The sequence below is a fragment of the Cellulomonas sp. P4_H12 genome (assembly GCF_056400905.1).
Genome location: NZ_JBFUKJ010000001.1, coordinates 129564 through 144681, shown reverse-complemented (window position 1 = coordinate 144681; position 15118 = coordinate 129564). Strand labels below are relative to the sequence as shown.

General features: G+C 73.9%; 14 protein-coding genes. 3 read left to right on the top strand and 11 right to left on the bottom strand.

Features of this window, described 5'->3' with window-relative positions; all coding sequences use genetic code 11:
- The first annotated feature begins 20 nt into the window (after positions 1 to 20).
- Complete coding sequence (locus AC1DQC_RS00735) at positions 21 to 797, top strand: alpha/beta fold hydrolase (RefSeq protein ID WP_477049313.1); 777 nt, start codon at positions 21 to 23, stop codon at positions 795 to 797.
- Here AC1DQC_RS00735 and AC1DQC_RS00730 read toward each other — a convergent pair whose 3' ends face one another.
- On the bottom strand, positions 798 to 1319 hold the full coding sequence (locus tag AC1DQC_RS00730; RefSeq protein WP_477049312.1) for an AMIN-like domain-containing (lipo)protein: 522 nt from the start codon (positions 1317 to 1319) through the stop codon (positions 798 to 800).
- 134 nt (positions 1320 to 1453) lie between these two features.
- Complete coding sequence (locus tag AC1DQC_RS00725) at positions 1454 to 3100, bottom strand: glycosyl hydrolase family 18 protein (RefSeq protein WP_477049311.1); 1647 nt, start codon at positions 3098 to 3100, stop codon at positions 1454 to 1456.
- Between the two features lie 506 nt (positions 3101 to 3606).
- Here AC1DQC_RS00725 and AC1DQC_RS00720 point away from each other — a divergent pair.
- Together AC1DQC_RS00720 and AC1DQC_RS00715 are read left to right on the top strand one after the other, a co-directional pair.
- Entirely contained in the window at positions 3607 to 3861 is a 255-nt protein-coding gene (locus AC1DQC_RS00720) for a hypothetical protein (RefSeq protein WP_477049310.1), read from the top strand.
- Between the two features lie 31 nt (positions 3862 to 3892).
- Positions 3893 to 4570 (top strand): rhomboid-like protein, encoded by a 678-nt coding sequence (locus AC1DQC_RS00715; RefSeq protein WP_477049309.1) that lies wholly within the window; start codon positions 3893 to 3895, stop codon positions 4568 to 4570.
- On the opposite strand, the gene AC1DQC_RS00710 is transcribed toward AC1DQC_RS00715, so the two are convergent.
- The 9 genes from AC1DQC_RS00710 to AC1DQC_RS00670 are packed head-to-tail and all read right to left on the bottom strand — an operon-like array spanning position 4571 to position 15083.
- Positions 4571 to 5296: an FHA domain-containing protein gene (locus AC1DQC_RS00710; protein ID WP_477049308.1), complete on the bottom strand. Its 726-nt coding sequence runs from the start codon at positions 5294 to 5296 to the stop codon at positions 4571 to 4573. It lies immediately after the preceding gene.
- Entirely contained in the window at positions 5293 to 6570 is a 1278-nt protein-coding gene (locus tag AC1DQC_RS00705; protein WP_477049307.1) for a vWA domain-containing protein, read from the bottom strand. The genes AC1DQC_RS00710 and AC1DQC_RS00705 overlap by 4 nt, the downstream gene beginning before the upstream one ends.
- An 8-nt stretch (positions 6571 to 6578) precedes the next feature.
- Positions 6579 to 7610: a PP2C family protein-serine/threonine phosphatase gene (locus AC1DQC_RS00700; protein ID WP_477049306.1), complete on the bottom strand. Its 1032-nt coding sequence runs from the start codon at positions 7608 to 7610 to the stop codon at positions 6579 to 6581.
- Entirely contained in the window at positions 7595 to 9877 is a 2283-nt protein-coding gene (locus AC1DQC_RS00695; RefSeq protein WP_477049305.1) for a serine/threonine-protein kinase, read from the bottom strand. The genes AC1DQC_RS00700 and AC1DQC_RS00695 overlap by 16 nt, the downstream gene beginning before the upstream one ends.
- Positions 9874 to 10986, bottom strand: a complete 1113-nt coding sequence (locus tag AC1DQC_RS00690; protein WP_477049304.1) for a hypothetical protein — start codon at positions 10984 to 10986, stop codon at positions 9874 to 9876. Before AC1DQC_RS00690 ends, AC1DQC_RS00695 begins: the two co-directional genes overlap by 4 nt.
- Positions 10983 to 11930: a glutamate ABC transporter substrate-binding protein gene (locus AC1DQC_RS00685; RefSeq protein ID WP_477049303.1), complete on the bottom strand. Its 948-nt coding sequence runs from the start codon at positions 11928 to 11930 to the stop codon at positions 10983 to 10985. The genes AC1DQC_RS00690 and AC1DQC_RS00685 overlap by 4 nt, the downstream gene beginning before the upstream one ends.
- A complete protein-coding gene (locus AC1DQC_RS00680) occupies positions 11927 to 13213 on the bottom strand; it encodes a hypothetical protein (RefSeq protein ID WP_477049302.1) in 1287 nt (428 codons plus the stop codon). Before AC1DQC_RS00680 ends, AC1DQC_RS00685 begins: the two co-directional genes overlap by 4 nt.
- Positions 13210 to 14562 carry an AAA family ATPase gene (locus AC1DQC_RS00675; RefSeq protein WP_477049301.1) on the bottom strand — a complete coding sequence of 451 codons (1353 nt, stop codon included), beginning with the start codon at positions 14560 to 14562 and terminating at the stop codon, positions 13210 to 13212. The genes AC1DQC_RS00680 and AC1DQC_RS00675 overlap by 4 nt, the downstream gene beginning before the upstream one ends.
- Positions 14559 to 15083 carry a hypothetical protein gene (locus AC1DQC_RS00670; protein ID WP_477049300.1) on the bottom strand — a complete coding sequence of 175 codons (525 nt, stop codon included), beginning with the start codon at positions 15081 to 15083 and terminating at the stop codon, positions 14559 to 14561. The genes AC1DQC_RS00675 and AC1DQC_RS00670 overlap by 4 nt, the downstream gene beginning before the upstream one ends.
- Positions 15084 to 15118 lie beyond the last annotated feature (35 nt).

Genomic DNA, 15118 nt, shown 5'->3' with positions numbered 1-15118 from the left:
CGAGCACCCGGGAGCGCACGATGCACACCCTGACCTCCGCCGACGGCACCACGATCGCGTACGAGCGAGCGGGCGACGGCCCCGCGATCGTCTTCGCGACCGGCGCCTTCAACGACCACACCACCTGCGCCGACCTCGCCGCCGCCCTGGCCGGCGGCCACACGGTCCTCACTTACGACCGGCGCGCCCGGGGCGCGAGCGGCGACACCGCGCCGTACGCGATCGAGCGGGAGATCGAGGACCTCGCCGCGCTCGTCGACCTCGTCGGCGGGACCGCCGCGGTGTTCGGCTACTCCTCTGGGGGCAACCTCGGGCTCGCCGCGGCGGCCGCGGGCGTCCCGATCACCCACCTCGCGCTGTACGAGGCGCCGTTCGCCCTCGGCGGCCTGCCCGCCCGGCCGGTCGGCCTGCCCGAGCGGCTCGGGGCTCTCCTCGCGCAGGGGCGCCCCGACGACGCGGTCGCCCTGTTCCAGACGGAGGGCGTCGGCATCCCCGCAGAGATGGTCGCGCAGTTCCGCGCCTCGCCGGGCTGGCCGTCGCTCGTCGCGATCGCGCAGAGCACCGTCTACGACGCGACGATCACCTCCACGCTGGGCGTGCCGACCCCGGCCATGGCCGCCGTGGCCGTGCCGACCGCGGTGATCACCGGCGCCGAGACGTGGCCGGGCCTGCCGGAGTCCGCCGCCGCGCTGGCCGCGCTGCTCCCGCACGCCCGCCACGTGGTCGTGCCGGGCGGCGCGAACCACGGCATCCCCACGGAGGCCACCGCGGCGGTCGTGCGCGACCTGCTGGCGTGATCACCAGCGGTGCGCGACGTCCACCACCAGGCGCGAGGACGACCCCGGGCCGTCGAGCGTGAACACCCGGAACGGCAGGCGCGCCCGCACCCCGAGCCCCACGCTGGTGTACCCCTCGAAGGAGCCGGCGAACACGACCTGACGGAACGTGCGGTAGCCCGTGACGTTCCGCAGCTCCGTCGGGTTGGTCGGGGTGTACGTCTCACCCGGGTCGTTGACCGTGATCTCGATCGCGGCGCCGCCCCGGGTCGGGATCACGGCGCCCGAGCCGTCGGCCGTCACCTGGGGCACGTAGCGGACCGTGTAGCCGCCGACGTCGCCCGCCACGTCGATGACCAGACGGTCGTAGCACGTGTGCCGCCCGGTCCGGACGTTCACCACCGGCGCCTGCGACAACCCCGGCGCCGACTTCTCGAGCGAGCCCCAGACGAGGCCGCAGTAGGGCGCCGCCGCAGCACCGGACGCCGGGACCAGCAGGAACGCGCCCACCAGGAGCACGATCGACCAGAATGCTCGCCTCATCGCACGACCTCCTCGTCGCGCGGGCATCGCGGATCGATGTCCGATCTTCCAGGGTACGACCGCCAAGGTGTGACATAACGGGTGAAAGCCCGGCCGCCGGCGGAGGGGCCGGCGGCCGGGCTTCGGGGTGGGGCCTACTTCAGCCCGTTGGACAGCGCGCTCATGAGCTCGCCGTTGGTGGTGTCGCCGGACAGCTCCCAGGCGAAGGTGCCGCCCAGGCCCTTGCTCTTGGCCCACGCCATCTTGCTGGTGAGGGTGGCCGGGGTGTCGTAGCTCCACCACTCGGAGCCGCACTTGGCGTACGAGGTGCCGCCGACGGTCCCGGTGGCCGGGCACCTGGTCTTGAGCACCTTGTAGTCCTCGATGCCCGCCTCGTAGGTGCCGGGCGCGGCGCCCGTGGCGGAGCCCCCGGGGGCGGTCTGCGAGACGCCGGTCCACCCGCGGCCGTAGAAGCCGACGCCGAGCAGGATCTTGCTCGCCGGGACCCCCTTGCCGATGAGCTTGTTGACGGCGTCCTCGGCGTTGAAGCCCTGCTGCGGGATCCCCGCGTAGGACGTCAGCGGCGAGTGCGGAGCCGTCGGGCCGGTCGGGTTGAACGCGCCGAAGTAGTCGTACGTCATCGGCATGATCCAGTCGAGCTTCTGGGCGCCGCTGGCGTAGTCGGCCAGGTCGATCTTGCCGCCGTTCGAGCCGTCGGCCGTGATGGCCGCCGTCACGAGCTTGCTGCTGCCGAACTTGGTGCGCAGCGCCGTCACGACGTTGTTGAACGCCTGCGGGCCGCTGGAGTCGCACTGCAGGCCGCAGGCGTTCGGGTACTCCCAGTCGACGTCGATGCCGTCGAAGACCCCGGCCCAGCGCGGGTCGTTGACCAGGTTGTAGCAGGAGGTGGCGAACGCCGTGGGGTTGGCCGCGGCCTGCGTGAAGCCGGCGGACCAGGTCCAGCCGCCGAACGACCAGACGACCTTGAGGCCCGGGTGCATGGCCTTCAGCTTCTTCAGCTGGTTGAAGTTGCCGCGCAGGGGCTGGTCCCACGTGTCGGCGACGCCGTCGACGGAGTCCGCGGCGGTGTACGCCTTGTCGTAGTCGGCGTACGAGTCACCGATCGAGCACACGCCGTTGGAGGTGTTGCCGAACGCGTAGACGATGGTGCTCAGCTTCGCTGCGGAGCCGCTCGTCTCGATGTTCTTCACGTGGTAGTTGCGGCCGTACACGCCCCACTCGGTGAAGTAGGCGACGACCTTCTTGCCGCCGGGCGGCGGGGGCGTCGTGGTGGTCGGCGTCGGGGTGGGCGTCGGCGTGGGTGTGGTGGTCGGGGTCTGCGTCGGCGTGCTCGTCGGGGTCCCCCCGGTACAGGCGACGCCGTTGATGCTGCAGGCCGTCGGCGTCCGGAACGGGCCGGTCGCGATGTAGCCCCACGTCTGCGAGGCGCCGGCGGCGAGGTTGCCGGCCCAGCTCTTGTTCACGGCCTTGTAGTGGTTGCCGGACTTCGTGATGTCCGCGTCCCACGAGCTGGTGACGGTGTCGCCGGTCGGCAGGTCGAACTCGAGCGTCCACCCGGAGACGGCGGCGGTCCCCGAGTTGGTGACCGTCACGTTGACCTGGTGACCCGTGCCCCAGTCGCCGGCGGACGTGAAGGTCGCGGAGATGGTGCCGGCGGCGAACGCCGGCTCGGTCACCACCATCGCGGCGACGAGGGCCGCGAGCGCGGCCAGGACGGTGGCGATCAGCGCGGGACGTCGTCGTCCCCAGGCTGACTGTGCGGTGTGTCGAGCGAAGGCCATCGTGCGGTTCCCCTGTCATCGTCGGAGCGTCGAATTTGTAAGGAGTGCGTACTAATGGTTCACAAGGGACGCTAACAACAGTCACAGGGTGAAGTCAACGGTCGGGTCGCGACCGCGCGACGGCCACGAAAATGTGGTCGTCACGCGCATTCAGCGCGAATATGTCCGTGGAATGCGCTCACCGCGTTGGCATGGCTGACCGTCCGAATTGATCGCAGGCCGGACGCTGCGGGAGGACGAAAACGCAGGTGGTAGAGGGCGCGAGGGTCGACGACGTCGTCCGTGCGTGACCGCGATAATCGCGCCGCGCGCATTGGCGACGACATTCTCGAATCACCCGGGAATGCGGGTATCTCCGGTGCGGGGGCGGACGTTGAGAAGAGGGACGGGGCTGTACGTGCTGCCCGCCTGGTTGCTCCTTCGGGGTAGGCGTGCGCGTGTCGGCCCGGGATCTGAGGATGGCGGCGCGCACGATGGAGCGGAACGAGGGCGAAGGAGCCGAGCAGATGACCGTCGTCGACCAGCGGCACCACGCGCAGGCGGTGCCACCCGAGGTGGAGGCGCAGGTGCGCCGCGAGCTCGAGGGGGCTCCGTGGTTCCGGCTCGCGGCGGCGGCCAGCCGGGCGCACCACGAGTACGACGAGGCCGTGCACCGGCACGACGAGGCCGCCGCCCGCACCGCCTGGGACCGCCACGCCGTGCTCGAGCGACTGCTGGCCGACGAGGCCGCCCGCCTGCACGGGGGCCCCCGAGGCCGCTGACCGCGACCGCAGCGGCGGTAGCGTGACGGCCATGACCGACGGGCAGCCTGCGCCGGAGAGGCGGACCGCCCGGGAGCTGGTCGGGGACGTGCTGCGCGACGTCGGCCGCACGGTGGCCCGCGCCGACCTGGCCATCGCCTACTGCGCCGCGGTGACGGTCGTGACGCTGCTGGTCCACCTGCAGCCCGAGGAGCGGACCGAGCAGATCCTCGCCCGGGTCAGCGGAAACCTCAACAACCTGCGCGCCGAGCCGCTCCTGTCGATGCTCGGCAGCGCGTTCGTCGTCGAGAGCGTGGCTGGGCTGCTGCTCGTCGTGCAGCTCCTCGTCGTCCTCGCGTACCTCCAGCGGTTCGTGGGGCGGCTGGCCTCGCTGGTGGTCGGCCTGGCCGGGCACGTCGGCGCCGGGCTCATCGTCGCGGCGGGCCTGGCCACCGGCATCTTCCACGGGTTCGTCGACGAGAGCGTCGCCGAGGCCACCGACGTCGGCGTCAGCTACGTCATGGCCGCCGCGATGGGGTTCCTCGTCCTCGCCGTGCCGCCCCGCTGGCGCTGGTGGTACCTGGGCGCGACCGCCGTCTACTGGCTGCTGCCGGGGGCGATCAACCGCACGTTCACCGACGCGGGGCACGCGAGCGCGCTGACCATCGGCCTGCTCCTCGCCCTGGTGGCCGCCCGGGCCGTCGCCGCCGACCACCGCAGGCGGGGCTGATCAGACCTCGCCGGGCAGCGCCGTCCGGATCACGATGCGGGTCCACGCGCCGAGGTACAGCCGGTCGCCGTCCTCGATCTCCCGGCGCTGGCCGGGCGGGATCGGGGTGGTCGGCAGGGGGTCGCCGGCGCGGCTGACGTACGTGCCGTTGGCGGACTGCAGGTCCTCCACCCACCACCGCTGGCCGTCGGTGTTCAGCTGGCAGTGCCGCCGCGATACGCCCGAGTCGGTGCCACAGTCGACCGCGGGATGGATGTTGCGGGACACCGACGGGCGTCCGACGAGCACGCTGCGCTCCCGCAGCGGCACCAGCCCGGGCAGCCCGGCCGAGGGCATCGGGTCCTCCGGCTGCTGCGCGGCGTACCAGTCGGGGTCCACCCAGATCTCGGCGACCCACGAGTCCTGGCCTTCCGGGGCCGGTGTGGGCAGCTGCGGGGCGGGGTCGGGTGCCGGCGTCACGACGGCCGACGGGGCGGTCGTGGCGACCACCGGCGCGGGGTCCGCGGCGGGCGGCAGGGAGCCGGTCGTGAAGTCGTAGCCGCACGTCTCGCAGAACAGGGCGAGCGACGACGCCGGTGCACCGCAGTGCGGACAGGTGGTGGTGGTCGCAGCGGCCGCCGGCACCGGCGCGGACACGGGCGCCGCCGCCTCGATCGGCGACCCGCAGACGTCGCAGTAGTCGGTCGACGTGGACTGGTGCCCGTTGGGGCAGGTGACGGTGCTCACCGGCGGACCCGGGTGGTCTTGGTCGACGCGGTGTCGAGCGCCATCTCGTCGAGCTTGTCGGCGTTGCGCTTCAGGCGCACGGTGCCCTTCTCCTCGTCGTCGACCTCCACGACCCGGCGCAGCCGGGAGGTGGCCTCCTCGTTGCCGGTCTCGGCGGCCAGCTGCACCGCGCGGCCCAGCTTCACGGTGGCCGTCGCCTCGTCGCCGGCGGCCTTCGCGGCCAGGCCCTCCTGGATCACGGACGCCAGCTCGGCCTGGCCGGTGTAGTGCGCCACCTCGGGGTTGATCCGCGCGGTCAACGAGCTGTCGTCCGACCACCGGGCCTTCACCAGCCCGGACGCCTGGACCTCTCCCCCGACCGCGATCTGCACGCGCGCCGCCAGCTGCTCCGACCCGACCGGCTTGGACGCCACCCGGACCGCCACGTGGTAGTCGCGCGACTCGTCGCCCCAGGCGCCGGTGGGGTACGCACCCGTCAGGGCGTTCACCTCGGTGCGGCGTGAGGTGAGGTCCTCGACGGTGGGCGCCACGCTGCGGACGAAGAGCACCTGCGCGCCCTGCGGGGCCCACACGCGCAGCTCGGCGTCGGCGACGCCCTTCGACATCGAGGTCTGCACCAGCGCGCGGAAGTCCTCGGCGATGTCCGCGGGCTCGCGGATGAGGTCGACCGTGCCCAGCAGCGCGCTGGCGATCTCGCGCAGCTCGGCCACCTCCCACGCCGAGCCGACGCCGCGCGCGTCGCACTGGAAGTGCCCGGTGACCGCGCTGATCGCCTGCGCCAGCTCGAGCTTCGGCTCCGACTCGTTGCGCCCGTCGGTCAGCAGGATCGCGTGCCGCTGGGTCGCCTGCGGCACCTCGGCGAAGATCGCGTCGGCGAGGCGCAGCCACGTGCTCATCGCCGTGCCGCCCGACGGGCGCATGAACGAGATCGCCCGCTTGGCCTCCGCGCGCGCCCCCGGCTCCATCTGGACGATCGCGACGGGCGCGTTCGGGTACGGGAAGGCGCGGTTGGCCACGTGGCTTCCGCCGATGACCGCGAACCACGTGCCGTCGACGATCTGGTCCACTGCCACCTGCGCCGCGTACTTGGCGGCCTCGATGTTGGGCCCGCTCATCGAGCCGGAGGTGTCGATGATGACGATCTCCGCGACGCCGCCGTCGCTGGTGGCCGCGGTGCCGGCGCCGGAGCTGGTCACCGTGACGATCGCGTGCACGTCCGTGGCGCCCTCGGAGAGGAACTCGTTCTGGAACACCTCGGTGCGGAAGTCGGCCACTGTGGCTCCTAGGTCTGGGAGGTCTGGACAGTATCTAAGCCCGCGTCGACGCGAGCGAGCGCGGCGGTGATGTTGTCGTGGCCGCCCTGCTCGTTGGCCCAGCGCACCAGCTCGGCCGCGATCGCGTCGGGCGCCGGGCCGTACGTGGTCGCGGCGACGTGCAGCAGGTCGGCGATGTCGGCGGCCTCCGAGCAGTAGTTCCACAGCCCGTCGGAGCACACCAGCACCCAGCCGGGGCCCTGCGCGCGGGTGGTCGCGGTGCTGGGCACCACGGTCTCGGCGTCGGCTCCCAGCCACCGGGTGATGGCGTGGCCCTCGGGCGAGGCCTCGGCGCGGGCGCGCGGGACGCCGCGAGCGATCATCTCGTTCGCGGCGGAGTCGTCGACGGAGACCTGCAGCGCCGCACCCTCGTCGGGCACCCAGTACACGCGCGAGTCGCCGAGCCACCCCGCGACCACGGTGGGGCCGTCGACGACCGCGGCGACGAACGTGCACGACGGCGGCTCGGCGCGTTCGGCCATGTCGCCGATGGCGTCGGCGATGGCCCGGTCGGCCGCCGCGGCCGCGGTGTCCAGCAGCGCCGACCACGTGCCGACGCTGCTGCCCGCGGTCCCGGTGGCCAGCACGTCCTTGGCGGCGCGCGCGGCGGCGAGGCTCGCGAGGTCGGAGTCGGCCACCGTGGAGACGCCGTCGCAGACGACGAGCACCGCGGTGGTCCCCGCGACCGCGAGCGCCATCGCGTCCTCGTTGCGGGTGTGCCGGCGCCCGCGGTCGCAGACGCCGCCGACGAGCGCGGACGGGAGCTCGCTCCAGTGGTCGCGCTCGTTCGCCGCCGGCTCGCCGCACTGCTCGCAGTAGCCGTCGGCGGCGATGGTCCCGCCGCACGCGCGGCAGACCGGGGCCGCAGCGACCGGCTCCGGGACAGCAACCACCGCAGGGGCCGCCGCCACCGGCGCCAACGACGCGCCGCACTGCTCGCAGAACGCCGCTCCGTCGCCGGCGACGGTGCCGCAGGCAGCGCAGGTCACCACGTGGTCCACCGGCGCACGCCGTTCGCCCTGTCCACGAGCTCGATCCGCTCGTCGTGGCTCTCGGCCAACGTCGCGGACTCCCGCAGCGCCGCCTCGAGCGCGTCGCGCAGCCCGGCCTCCTGCGCGGGCACGCCGTCCAGCTGGACGGTGCGCGAGGGGCCGTCCTTGAGCACGGTGGACAGCGCGTTGCCGAGCACGTCGACCCGCAGCGCGGAGCGCGCGCGGGCGTCGATCGCGACGCCGTGCACGCTGGCCAGGGCCGCCGACAGCGCGTCGAGGTCCTGCGCGGACCCTGCCAGCAGGTGCGCGCGCATCATCCGGGCCTCGACGTACGAGCTCCGCGTCGCCGTCACCAGGTCGAGCGCCGCGAGCGCGCCGGCCGTGTCCCCCCGCGCGCTGCGGATCCGGGCCAGGCCGAACGCGGCCGGCGCGGTGTAGTTCGCGTCGGAGCGAGCGCAGATGACGTACAGCGACTCGGCGATGTCCGGCTCGCCGCTGAGCTCGCACGCCGTGGCGAGCGCCAGCTTGGGCGCGAGCTCGCCGGGCACCTGCCCGTAGACCGCGTTGAACGACGCGCGCGCCGCCACGGGCTCCCCCGCCGCCAGCTGCGACAGGCCGCCCAGCCAGGCCGCGCGCCACTCCCACGGGTCGTCGGCCAGGATCTGCCCGATCGTCCCGTCGAGCACGTCCCTCCGCCCGGCCTCGATGGCCGCCGTCGCGCGCCGCAGCCGGACCTCGACCGAGTCCTCGGGGGCCTCGGCCAGGGCGGCGATGCGCTGGACGGGGTCGTTGACGTTGACGCCCGCGAGCCAGCTGGCCGCCGGGTCGCTCGGGTCGACCTTGAGCGCCGGCAGCTGGTCCCAGGCCAGCGGGTGGCCGGCCTCGTCGGACGTCGGCGCCTCGAACAGCACCGACGCCGCCGAGTGCAGCGCCGGGCTGCCCGGCCCGCGGTCGGTGGCCACCACCTCGCGCAGCACGCCCAGCGTCTGCGCGCGCAGCTCGTCGACCGTCGCGAACCGGTCGGACGGGTCCAGGGCGCAGGCCTTGGCCAGCAGCCGGTAGAACGAGTCGTAGGTCTGGAAGACGGGGGTGTCGGACACCGACGGCAGCGACGCCGCGTACGTGGTGGTGTTGCCGCGGAAGTCCAGCACGAGGGTGGCCAGCGTCCGGCCGATCGTGTAGATGTCGGAGGCCACCGACGGACCGACCTCGGGCACCTCGGGCGCCTGGTAGCCGACGGTGCCGAAGATCGCCGAGTCCAGGTCGTCGATGCGCCGCACGCCGCCGAGGTCGATGAGCTTGACCGCGTCACCCTGCTGGATCACGTTGTCCGGCTTGAAGTCGCAGAACAGCAGGCCGACGTCGTGCAGGTACGCGAACGCCGGGAGGATCTCCAGCACGAACGCGAGCGCCTGGTCGACGGGCAGCGGCGTGACGACGCCCCCCGCGGCCTCGCGGCGGTCCTGCAGGATCTGCTTGAGCGACCGGCCGCCGACGAACTCCATGACGGTGTAGCCGGCGCCGTCGTGCATGGCGAAGTTGTAGATCTCGACGATGAGCGGGTGCTCGACCTCGGCGAGGAACTGCCGCTCCGAGATCGCCGCGGCGTACGCGTCAGGGTCGCCGGAGTTGAGCAGGCCCTTGAGCACCACCCAGCGGCCCGAGACGTTCCGGTCGCGCGCGAGGTAGATCCAGCCGAGGCCACCGTGGGCGAGGCAGCCGACCACCTCGTACTGGCCGCCGACGACGTCGCCGGGGTTGAGCGCGGGCGTGAAGTCGAAGTGGGTGCCGCACTTGGGGCAGAACCCGGCGGTCCGGCCCGGAACGCCGTCGCGCGAGCGACCGACCTCGGCCCCGCACTTGGGGCAGAAGCGCTTGCGCTCCTCGACCTCCGGCACGGCCATCACGGCCTGCAGCGGGTCCTGGACCGGAGCGGGCGGGACCGTGGTCAGCCCGGCGCCCAGCCGCGCGCCGCGCAGGCGCGTCGACGACGTGCCGACCCGGCGCGTGGGCCGCGAGCCCGTGGCCGCGGTGCGGGCCGAGCCGAGGGCGACCGTCGCCAGGCGGCTCGAGCTCGTGCGGCCGGTGCGCGTGGAACGCTCGTACGTGTCGCCGCCGCCGGCGGTCGGCTCGGCCTGGGCGACGCCCGTGCCGAGCAGCGACGTCGCCGACGCGGCGGCCGGCACCGCCGCCGACGGAGCCTGCGGCGAGCCGCAGACGTTGCAGTACCCGTCCTCGTAGGTGCCGGTGCAGCCCGGCTCGGTGCATGCGGTCATCGGGGTCGTCCCTCCTGACCCGCCGAGGGCAGGTCGCGGGTGAGGTACTCGTACTGCTCCACCAGGAAGCGGGTCATGGTCAGGTCGCAGGGCGTCTGGGCGACGACGGCGCGGGCCTCGTCGTACCCGGACCGGACGGTCGGCGACGCGCTGCGCCCGTTGGCGTCCGCCGCGGCGCGCGCACCCTCGAGGCGGTAGCGCAGCTCCGCCCGCTCGCGCAGAGGCGCGCTGTAGGCGTCGGCGACGGCGTCGAACGCGCGCCCGACCGCCGCGAGCCGGTCGACGTAGGAGTCGAGCTCGGTCCGCGTCGAGGGGACCGCACCGAGGCGCGAGACGTCCGGCACGGCGAGCTTGGGCGGCCGCGCGATCTCGCGCCGGCAACGGTCCGCCAGCTCGTGCAGCGTCGGCTCGCGCTTCTCCAGGGCGGCCATGGTCGCCGCCGCGTCGGCCCGGCCCTTCTCCAGCGTGCGCCGCTGGGACACCTGCACGATCAGGTCGCGCTCCGCGAGGGCCGCGCGCGCCTCGAGCTCGGCCAGCGGGCCGCTGATGTCGGCGCCGCGGGCGGCCTGCGTCACCAGCTTCTGCTCGCGTGCACGCAGGGCGGCGACGAGCTCGCCGGCCGCCGTGTCGACGCCCGCGAGGTCCTCGCAGCGCACCAGCCCGGCCCGCAGGCCGCGCAGACGCGACGCCTGGTCCGCCGTGTCGGGGTCGAACGAGAGGCGCGCCCGGACCTGCGAGATCATCGCGTCGCACAGCGTGACGGCCTCGACCAGCGAGACCAGCGCGGCGCCCAGCCCCGAGTCGAGCCGCCCCCACACCAGCTGCGACATCTTCTCGCGGGCCACCGCATCGGCCCGCCCCGAGTCCCACACCTCGACCAGCTCGTCGGTGCGTGTCCGGATCGCCTGCCACATGGTCAGCGCCAGCAGCACGTCGTCGGTGTAGCTCTCGGACGCGGGCGACGCCTGCGCCGCCTGGTCCAGCCGGTCCAGCTCGGTGCGGCGGTGCGCCAGCCACGCCTCGAGCCCGCTGAGGTAGGTGAGCAGCTGGGGGGCCGGGATCGGCTCGCCCAGCCTCCCGGGCGGGTCGGGCGCCTCGGGTCCGCTCACCGGCCGTACACCGACGCGGGCGGCGTCGGCGCCGGGCCGAGCGCGTGCAGCCAGCGGTCGTACGTGGTCGCCCAGGTGCCGTCGGCCTTCATCTGGTCGAGGACGCCGTTGACGAACCGGACGAGGTCGACCTGGTCCTGGGCGACGCCGATGCCGTAGGGCTCCGCGCTGAACGGCTCGCCGACCACCTTGGCGTAGGGGTCCTGCGCCGCGAAGCCGGCCAGGATCGTGTCGTCGCCCGTGATCGCGTCGACCTTTCCCTGCTGGAACAGGACGAGGCAGCCGGTGTGCGTGGGCGCGCTGACCGCCGTGACGCCCGGGTAGTTCTCCTGCAGCCGCTTGAGGGTCGTCGTGCCGTCCGGGGCGCAGACGCGCTGGTGGCCGAGGGCCTCTAGGTCCTCGATGCTCGCCGCCGTCGAGTCGCGCGTGACCAGGACCTTCTGGCCCGCCCGCAGGTACTCGGCCGAGAACGCGATGGTCTGCCAGCGCTCGCAGTTGACGGTGAACGTGCGGGCCACCAGGTCGACCTCGTGGTTCTCCAGCACGTCGAGCCGCTGCGCGGAGGTGATCACCCGGAACTGCAGGTGGTCCGGGCTGCCGAAGATCGCCGTCGAGACCGCCCGCAGCATGTCGATGTCGAAGCCCTCGATCTGGCCCGACAAGGGGTTGCGCGCACCCATGAGCAGCGTGTCTGCGGAGACCCCGACGACGAGCGCGCCGCGGGCCCTGATCGCGTCGACCGTCGGCGTGGGGCCGCCGTCCGGCGCGTACGACGCCGTCGGGTCGGTGCCGTCGTCGCACGCCGCCGGGGCGGGCACGGCGGCGGGGACCGCGACGGCCTCCTGGGGGGCCGCCGGGGCCGCGCCGGGCGCTCCCGAGCAGCCCGCGAGCAGGAGCAGGGAGGCGACCAGGGCGCCGCGGCGCCATCGCAGGGTGGTGCTCACCGGTACTCCTCCACTCGGGTCGAGATGCCGCGCCAGGACAGGACGGCCGCCAGCAGGCCCGCGACGAGGATCAGCCAGCCGACGAGGACCGCCGACCCACCCGACCCCGACAGGCTCGTGTGGGTCTCCTGCGCGCTCGCCTCGAGGCTGGACCCCGCCGCCGTCGAGAAGGTCTGGAACACGTCGTTGGGGTCCCCCGGAGCGCTGCTGACGGCCAGCGCGACCGCGCCGTCCCAGTCCCCGCCGTCGTCGAGCTTCCGGATCTCCTGGTGCGCGGCGACCCAGTCGTCGAGCAGCGGCGCCAGGCTCGGGTCGACCGTGTCCCGCGACAGCAGCGTGCGCGCCTGGTCCGTCTCCGCGACGAACGTCTCCTCGTACGCCGCGCCGGACCCGCGCTTGATCAGCGTGAACGACTCCATCGACTTCGCGTCGTTGGCCAGCGAGTACGCCCGGGACACCGAGACGGTGGCGTCGTACGGGCCGTGCCGGACGTCGCCCGCCCGCTGGGCCGTGGACCCGAGCACCACCGCGCCGCCCACGCTCGCCGCGAGCGCGAGCACCGTCGACCAGAACAGCCCGGCGTTCAGCCGGCGGTGGGTGCGTCGCGCCAGCCACACCTGCACGACGACGAGCACCGCGAGCGCGAGGATGCCCAGCGCCAGCAGCCACGGCACCGAGCCCACCGAGTCGAAGGACGCGTCCACCCGGTCGCTGTTCGCGGCGACCAGGTCGTCGAGGTGCGGCAGCACGTCCGTGCGCAGGACCGACGACGCCTGATCGAGGTAGGCCGCGCCGACGGGGAAGCCCTGCCGGTTGTTGGCCCGCGCCTGCTCGACGAGCCCCGTGTACGTGGTCAGCCCGGCGGTCGCCTTGCCCAGCAGCTCGGCGTCGGCCTCGTTGGAGCCGGCCAGCTGCGCCAGGCCGTGCGCCGCCGACGCGATCGCCTCGTCGTACCGGGCGCGCTGCTCGGAGGGCTCGAGCCCGCCGACGAGGAACGCGTTGGTCGCGGTCGCGTCCGCCACGACCAGGTCGTTGCGGACGTCCTGGATGCCGACGAGCTGGGTGGTGTCGGCGTCCGCGTCGGCCAGCGCGTCGGACTGGGCCAGGCCCGCGCGCAGCCCGAGCAGGCCGACCGCCAGGGACGCGACGACAGCGAGGACCCCGGCGACGCGCATCTTGCCGGGGGTGCGGCTCAGCGCCGCGCGCACCCCGGTCCGGTGCACGACCGGCGCGGGTGCCGGTGCCGCCGGAGGGGCCGCCGGCTGAGCGATGGTCTGCGTCACGCGGACTCCTCGATGTGGTCGGGCTCGGGCACCAGGTCCTCGGGGAGCAGCAGCCGCAGCTGCTCCACCGTCGGTCTCTCAACGTCCCGCAGGCGCCAGGCGTGCCGGGTGATCGCCTGGTCCAGCACGTTGCGGGCGTACCGGCCGTTGCCGAACCCCTCGTCGCGGACCTGCAGCGACGCCAGCTCCTCGAACCGGTCGAGGCACTCGGGGGTCGGCTCGAAGTCGGCCTTCGTCGCGGTGCGGGCGAAGATCTCGCGCAGCTCGGCGTCCGTGTAGTCGTCGAACTCCACGGTGGTGGAGAACCTGCTCTCCAGGCCGGGGTTCGTCGCGAGGAACGTCGCCATCGGTCCCGGGTAGCCGGCGACGATCACGACCAGGTCGTCGCGGTGGTCCTCCATGTCCTTGACCAGCGTGTTCACCGCCTCGGCGCCGTACTGGTCCTCTGCCAGCCCGTAGGCCTCGTCGACGAACAGCACGCCGCCCAGGGCGGTCGCGACGACCTCCGAGGTCTTCACCGCGGTCTGCCCGAGGTACCCGGCGACCAGCTCGGAGCGGTCCACCTCGACCAGGTGGCCCTTGGTCAGCAGCCCGAGCGCCTGGTAGATGCCGGCGACCAGGCGCGCGACGGTGGTCTTGCCGGTGCCGGGGTTGCCCAGGAACACCAGGTGGCGCGTGATCGTCGGCGCGGTCAGGCCGGCCTCGGTGCGGAGCCGCTCGACGCGCAGCAGCTGCGTCTGCTGGCGGATCTCCGCCTTCACCCGGGACAGCCCGACGAGCGCGTCGAGCTCGGCGAGCAGCTCGTCGAGCGACTTGGCGGGCTTCGCCTCGGGCGTCCAGGTGGTAGGAGCGCTCGACGCCGCGGCCCTCTCGGGGTCGGGCGTCGACGTGTCGAGCAGGTGAGCCTCGGGGAGCTGCAGCGCGCGCAGCTCGGGGTCGGCGAACGCCACCGGCCGCGGCCCGCCGACGGCGGCGAGCTGCACCGCGGCCGTGGCCGACGCGCGCGCGATCACCTCGATCTCCGCGGGCCCGAGGTCGCAGGCCGCGGAGACCACGCCGGCCAGCGCGGCGGCGTAGTCCCCCGCGTGCGCGGAGCCGTCCGCCACGAGCTTCGCCAGGAGGTCGGTCGGCGCCGACCGCCAGCGACGTGCGCTGGACGCCGCCGAGAAGAAGGCGCCGTACGTCGCACCGGGCGAGCCGACGGCCGCGAGCCAGGCGGCAGCCGCACCGGGCACGGACTCGGCGACCGCGGCGGCCAGGCGCGCGCCCTCGTCGCGGACCGCGGCCTCGTCGAGACCGGCCTCGCGACCCGCGTCGGCGAGCGCGTCGAGGGAAGCGGGCAGGTTCACGGGAGCTCCCTCTGCGGGGTGTCGAGGCCGGCGTCCGGAGCCAGCGCCAAGGAGGACTCCCCGAACTTCTCGGCCAGGAACTGGCCGTGGGCGACGAGCGCGTTGGCGTCCTCGCGCGAGACGGCGTCGGAGATCTTGTCCAGCGTGACCCCCAGCAGGTCGAGCTGGTCGCAGAGCACCATGAGCGAGGTCTTCCCCTTCGACACGGCGCGCCGGTCCGCGAAGTCACGCGGGAGGCGCAGGTAGCCGCCGACGGCCTCGGGCAGGTAGCTCGTGGCCGTCGCGACGACCGTGTGCGCCTGCCGGCTGCCCGCGCCCAGCCGGTCCAGGCGCGGCGCCATCTCCTCGACCGTCCGGGCGATCCGGTGCACCCGGGCCGTCACGGCGGCGGGCACCCTGCCGACGATCTGCTGCTCCACCTGGTGCGCGGACGCCAGGATGTCGGCGGACGTCGGCGCAGGCGGCGGCGCGGGGAGCTCGGGCTCCTGACGCCGCCCCCTCAGGCGTGCGAACCAGCTCATCTTCTTGACCTACCCGGCCTGTGCCTGCTCAGGTC

Excerpts from the sequence above, each read along its gene's own strand:
- AC1DQC_RS00735 (WP_477049313.1), top strand. The coding sequence starts at position 21 with ATGCACACCCTGACCTCCGCCGACGGCACCACGATCGCGTACGAGCGA.
- AC1DQC_RS00730 (WP_477049312.1), bottom strand. The coding sequence starts at position 1,319 with ATGAGGCGAGCATTCTGGTCGATCGTGCTCCTGGTGGGCGCGTTCCTG.
- AC1DQC_RS00725 (WP_477049311.1), bottom strand. The coding sequence starts at position 3,100 with ATGGCCTTCGCTCGACACACCGCACAGTCAGCCTGGGGACGACGACGT.
- AC1DQC_RS00720 (WP_477049310.1), top strand. The coding sequence starts at position 3,607 with ATGACCGTCGTCGACCAGCGGCACCACGCGCAGGCGGTGCCACCCGAG.
- AC1DQC_RS00715 (WP_477049309.1), top strand. The coding sequence starts at position 3,893 with ATGACCGACGGGCAGCCTGCGCCGGAGAGGCGGACCGCCCGGGAGCTG.
- AC1DQC_RS00695 (WP_477049305.1), bottom strand. The coding sequence starts at position 9,877 with ATGACCGCATGCACCGAGCCGGGCTGCACCGGCACCTACGAGGACGGG.
- AC1DQC_RS00670 (WP_477049300.1), bottom strand. The coding sequence starts at position 15,083 with ATGAGCTGGTTCGCACGCCTGAGGGGGCGGCGTCAGGAGCCCGAGCTC.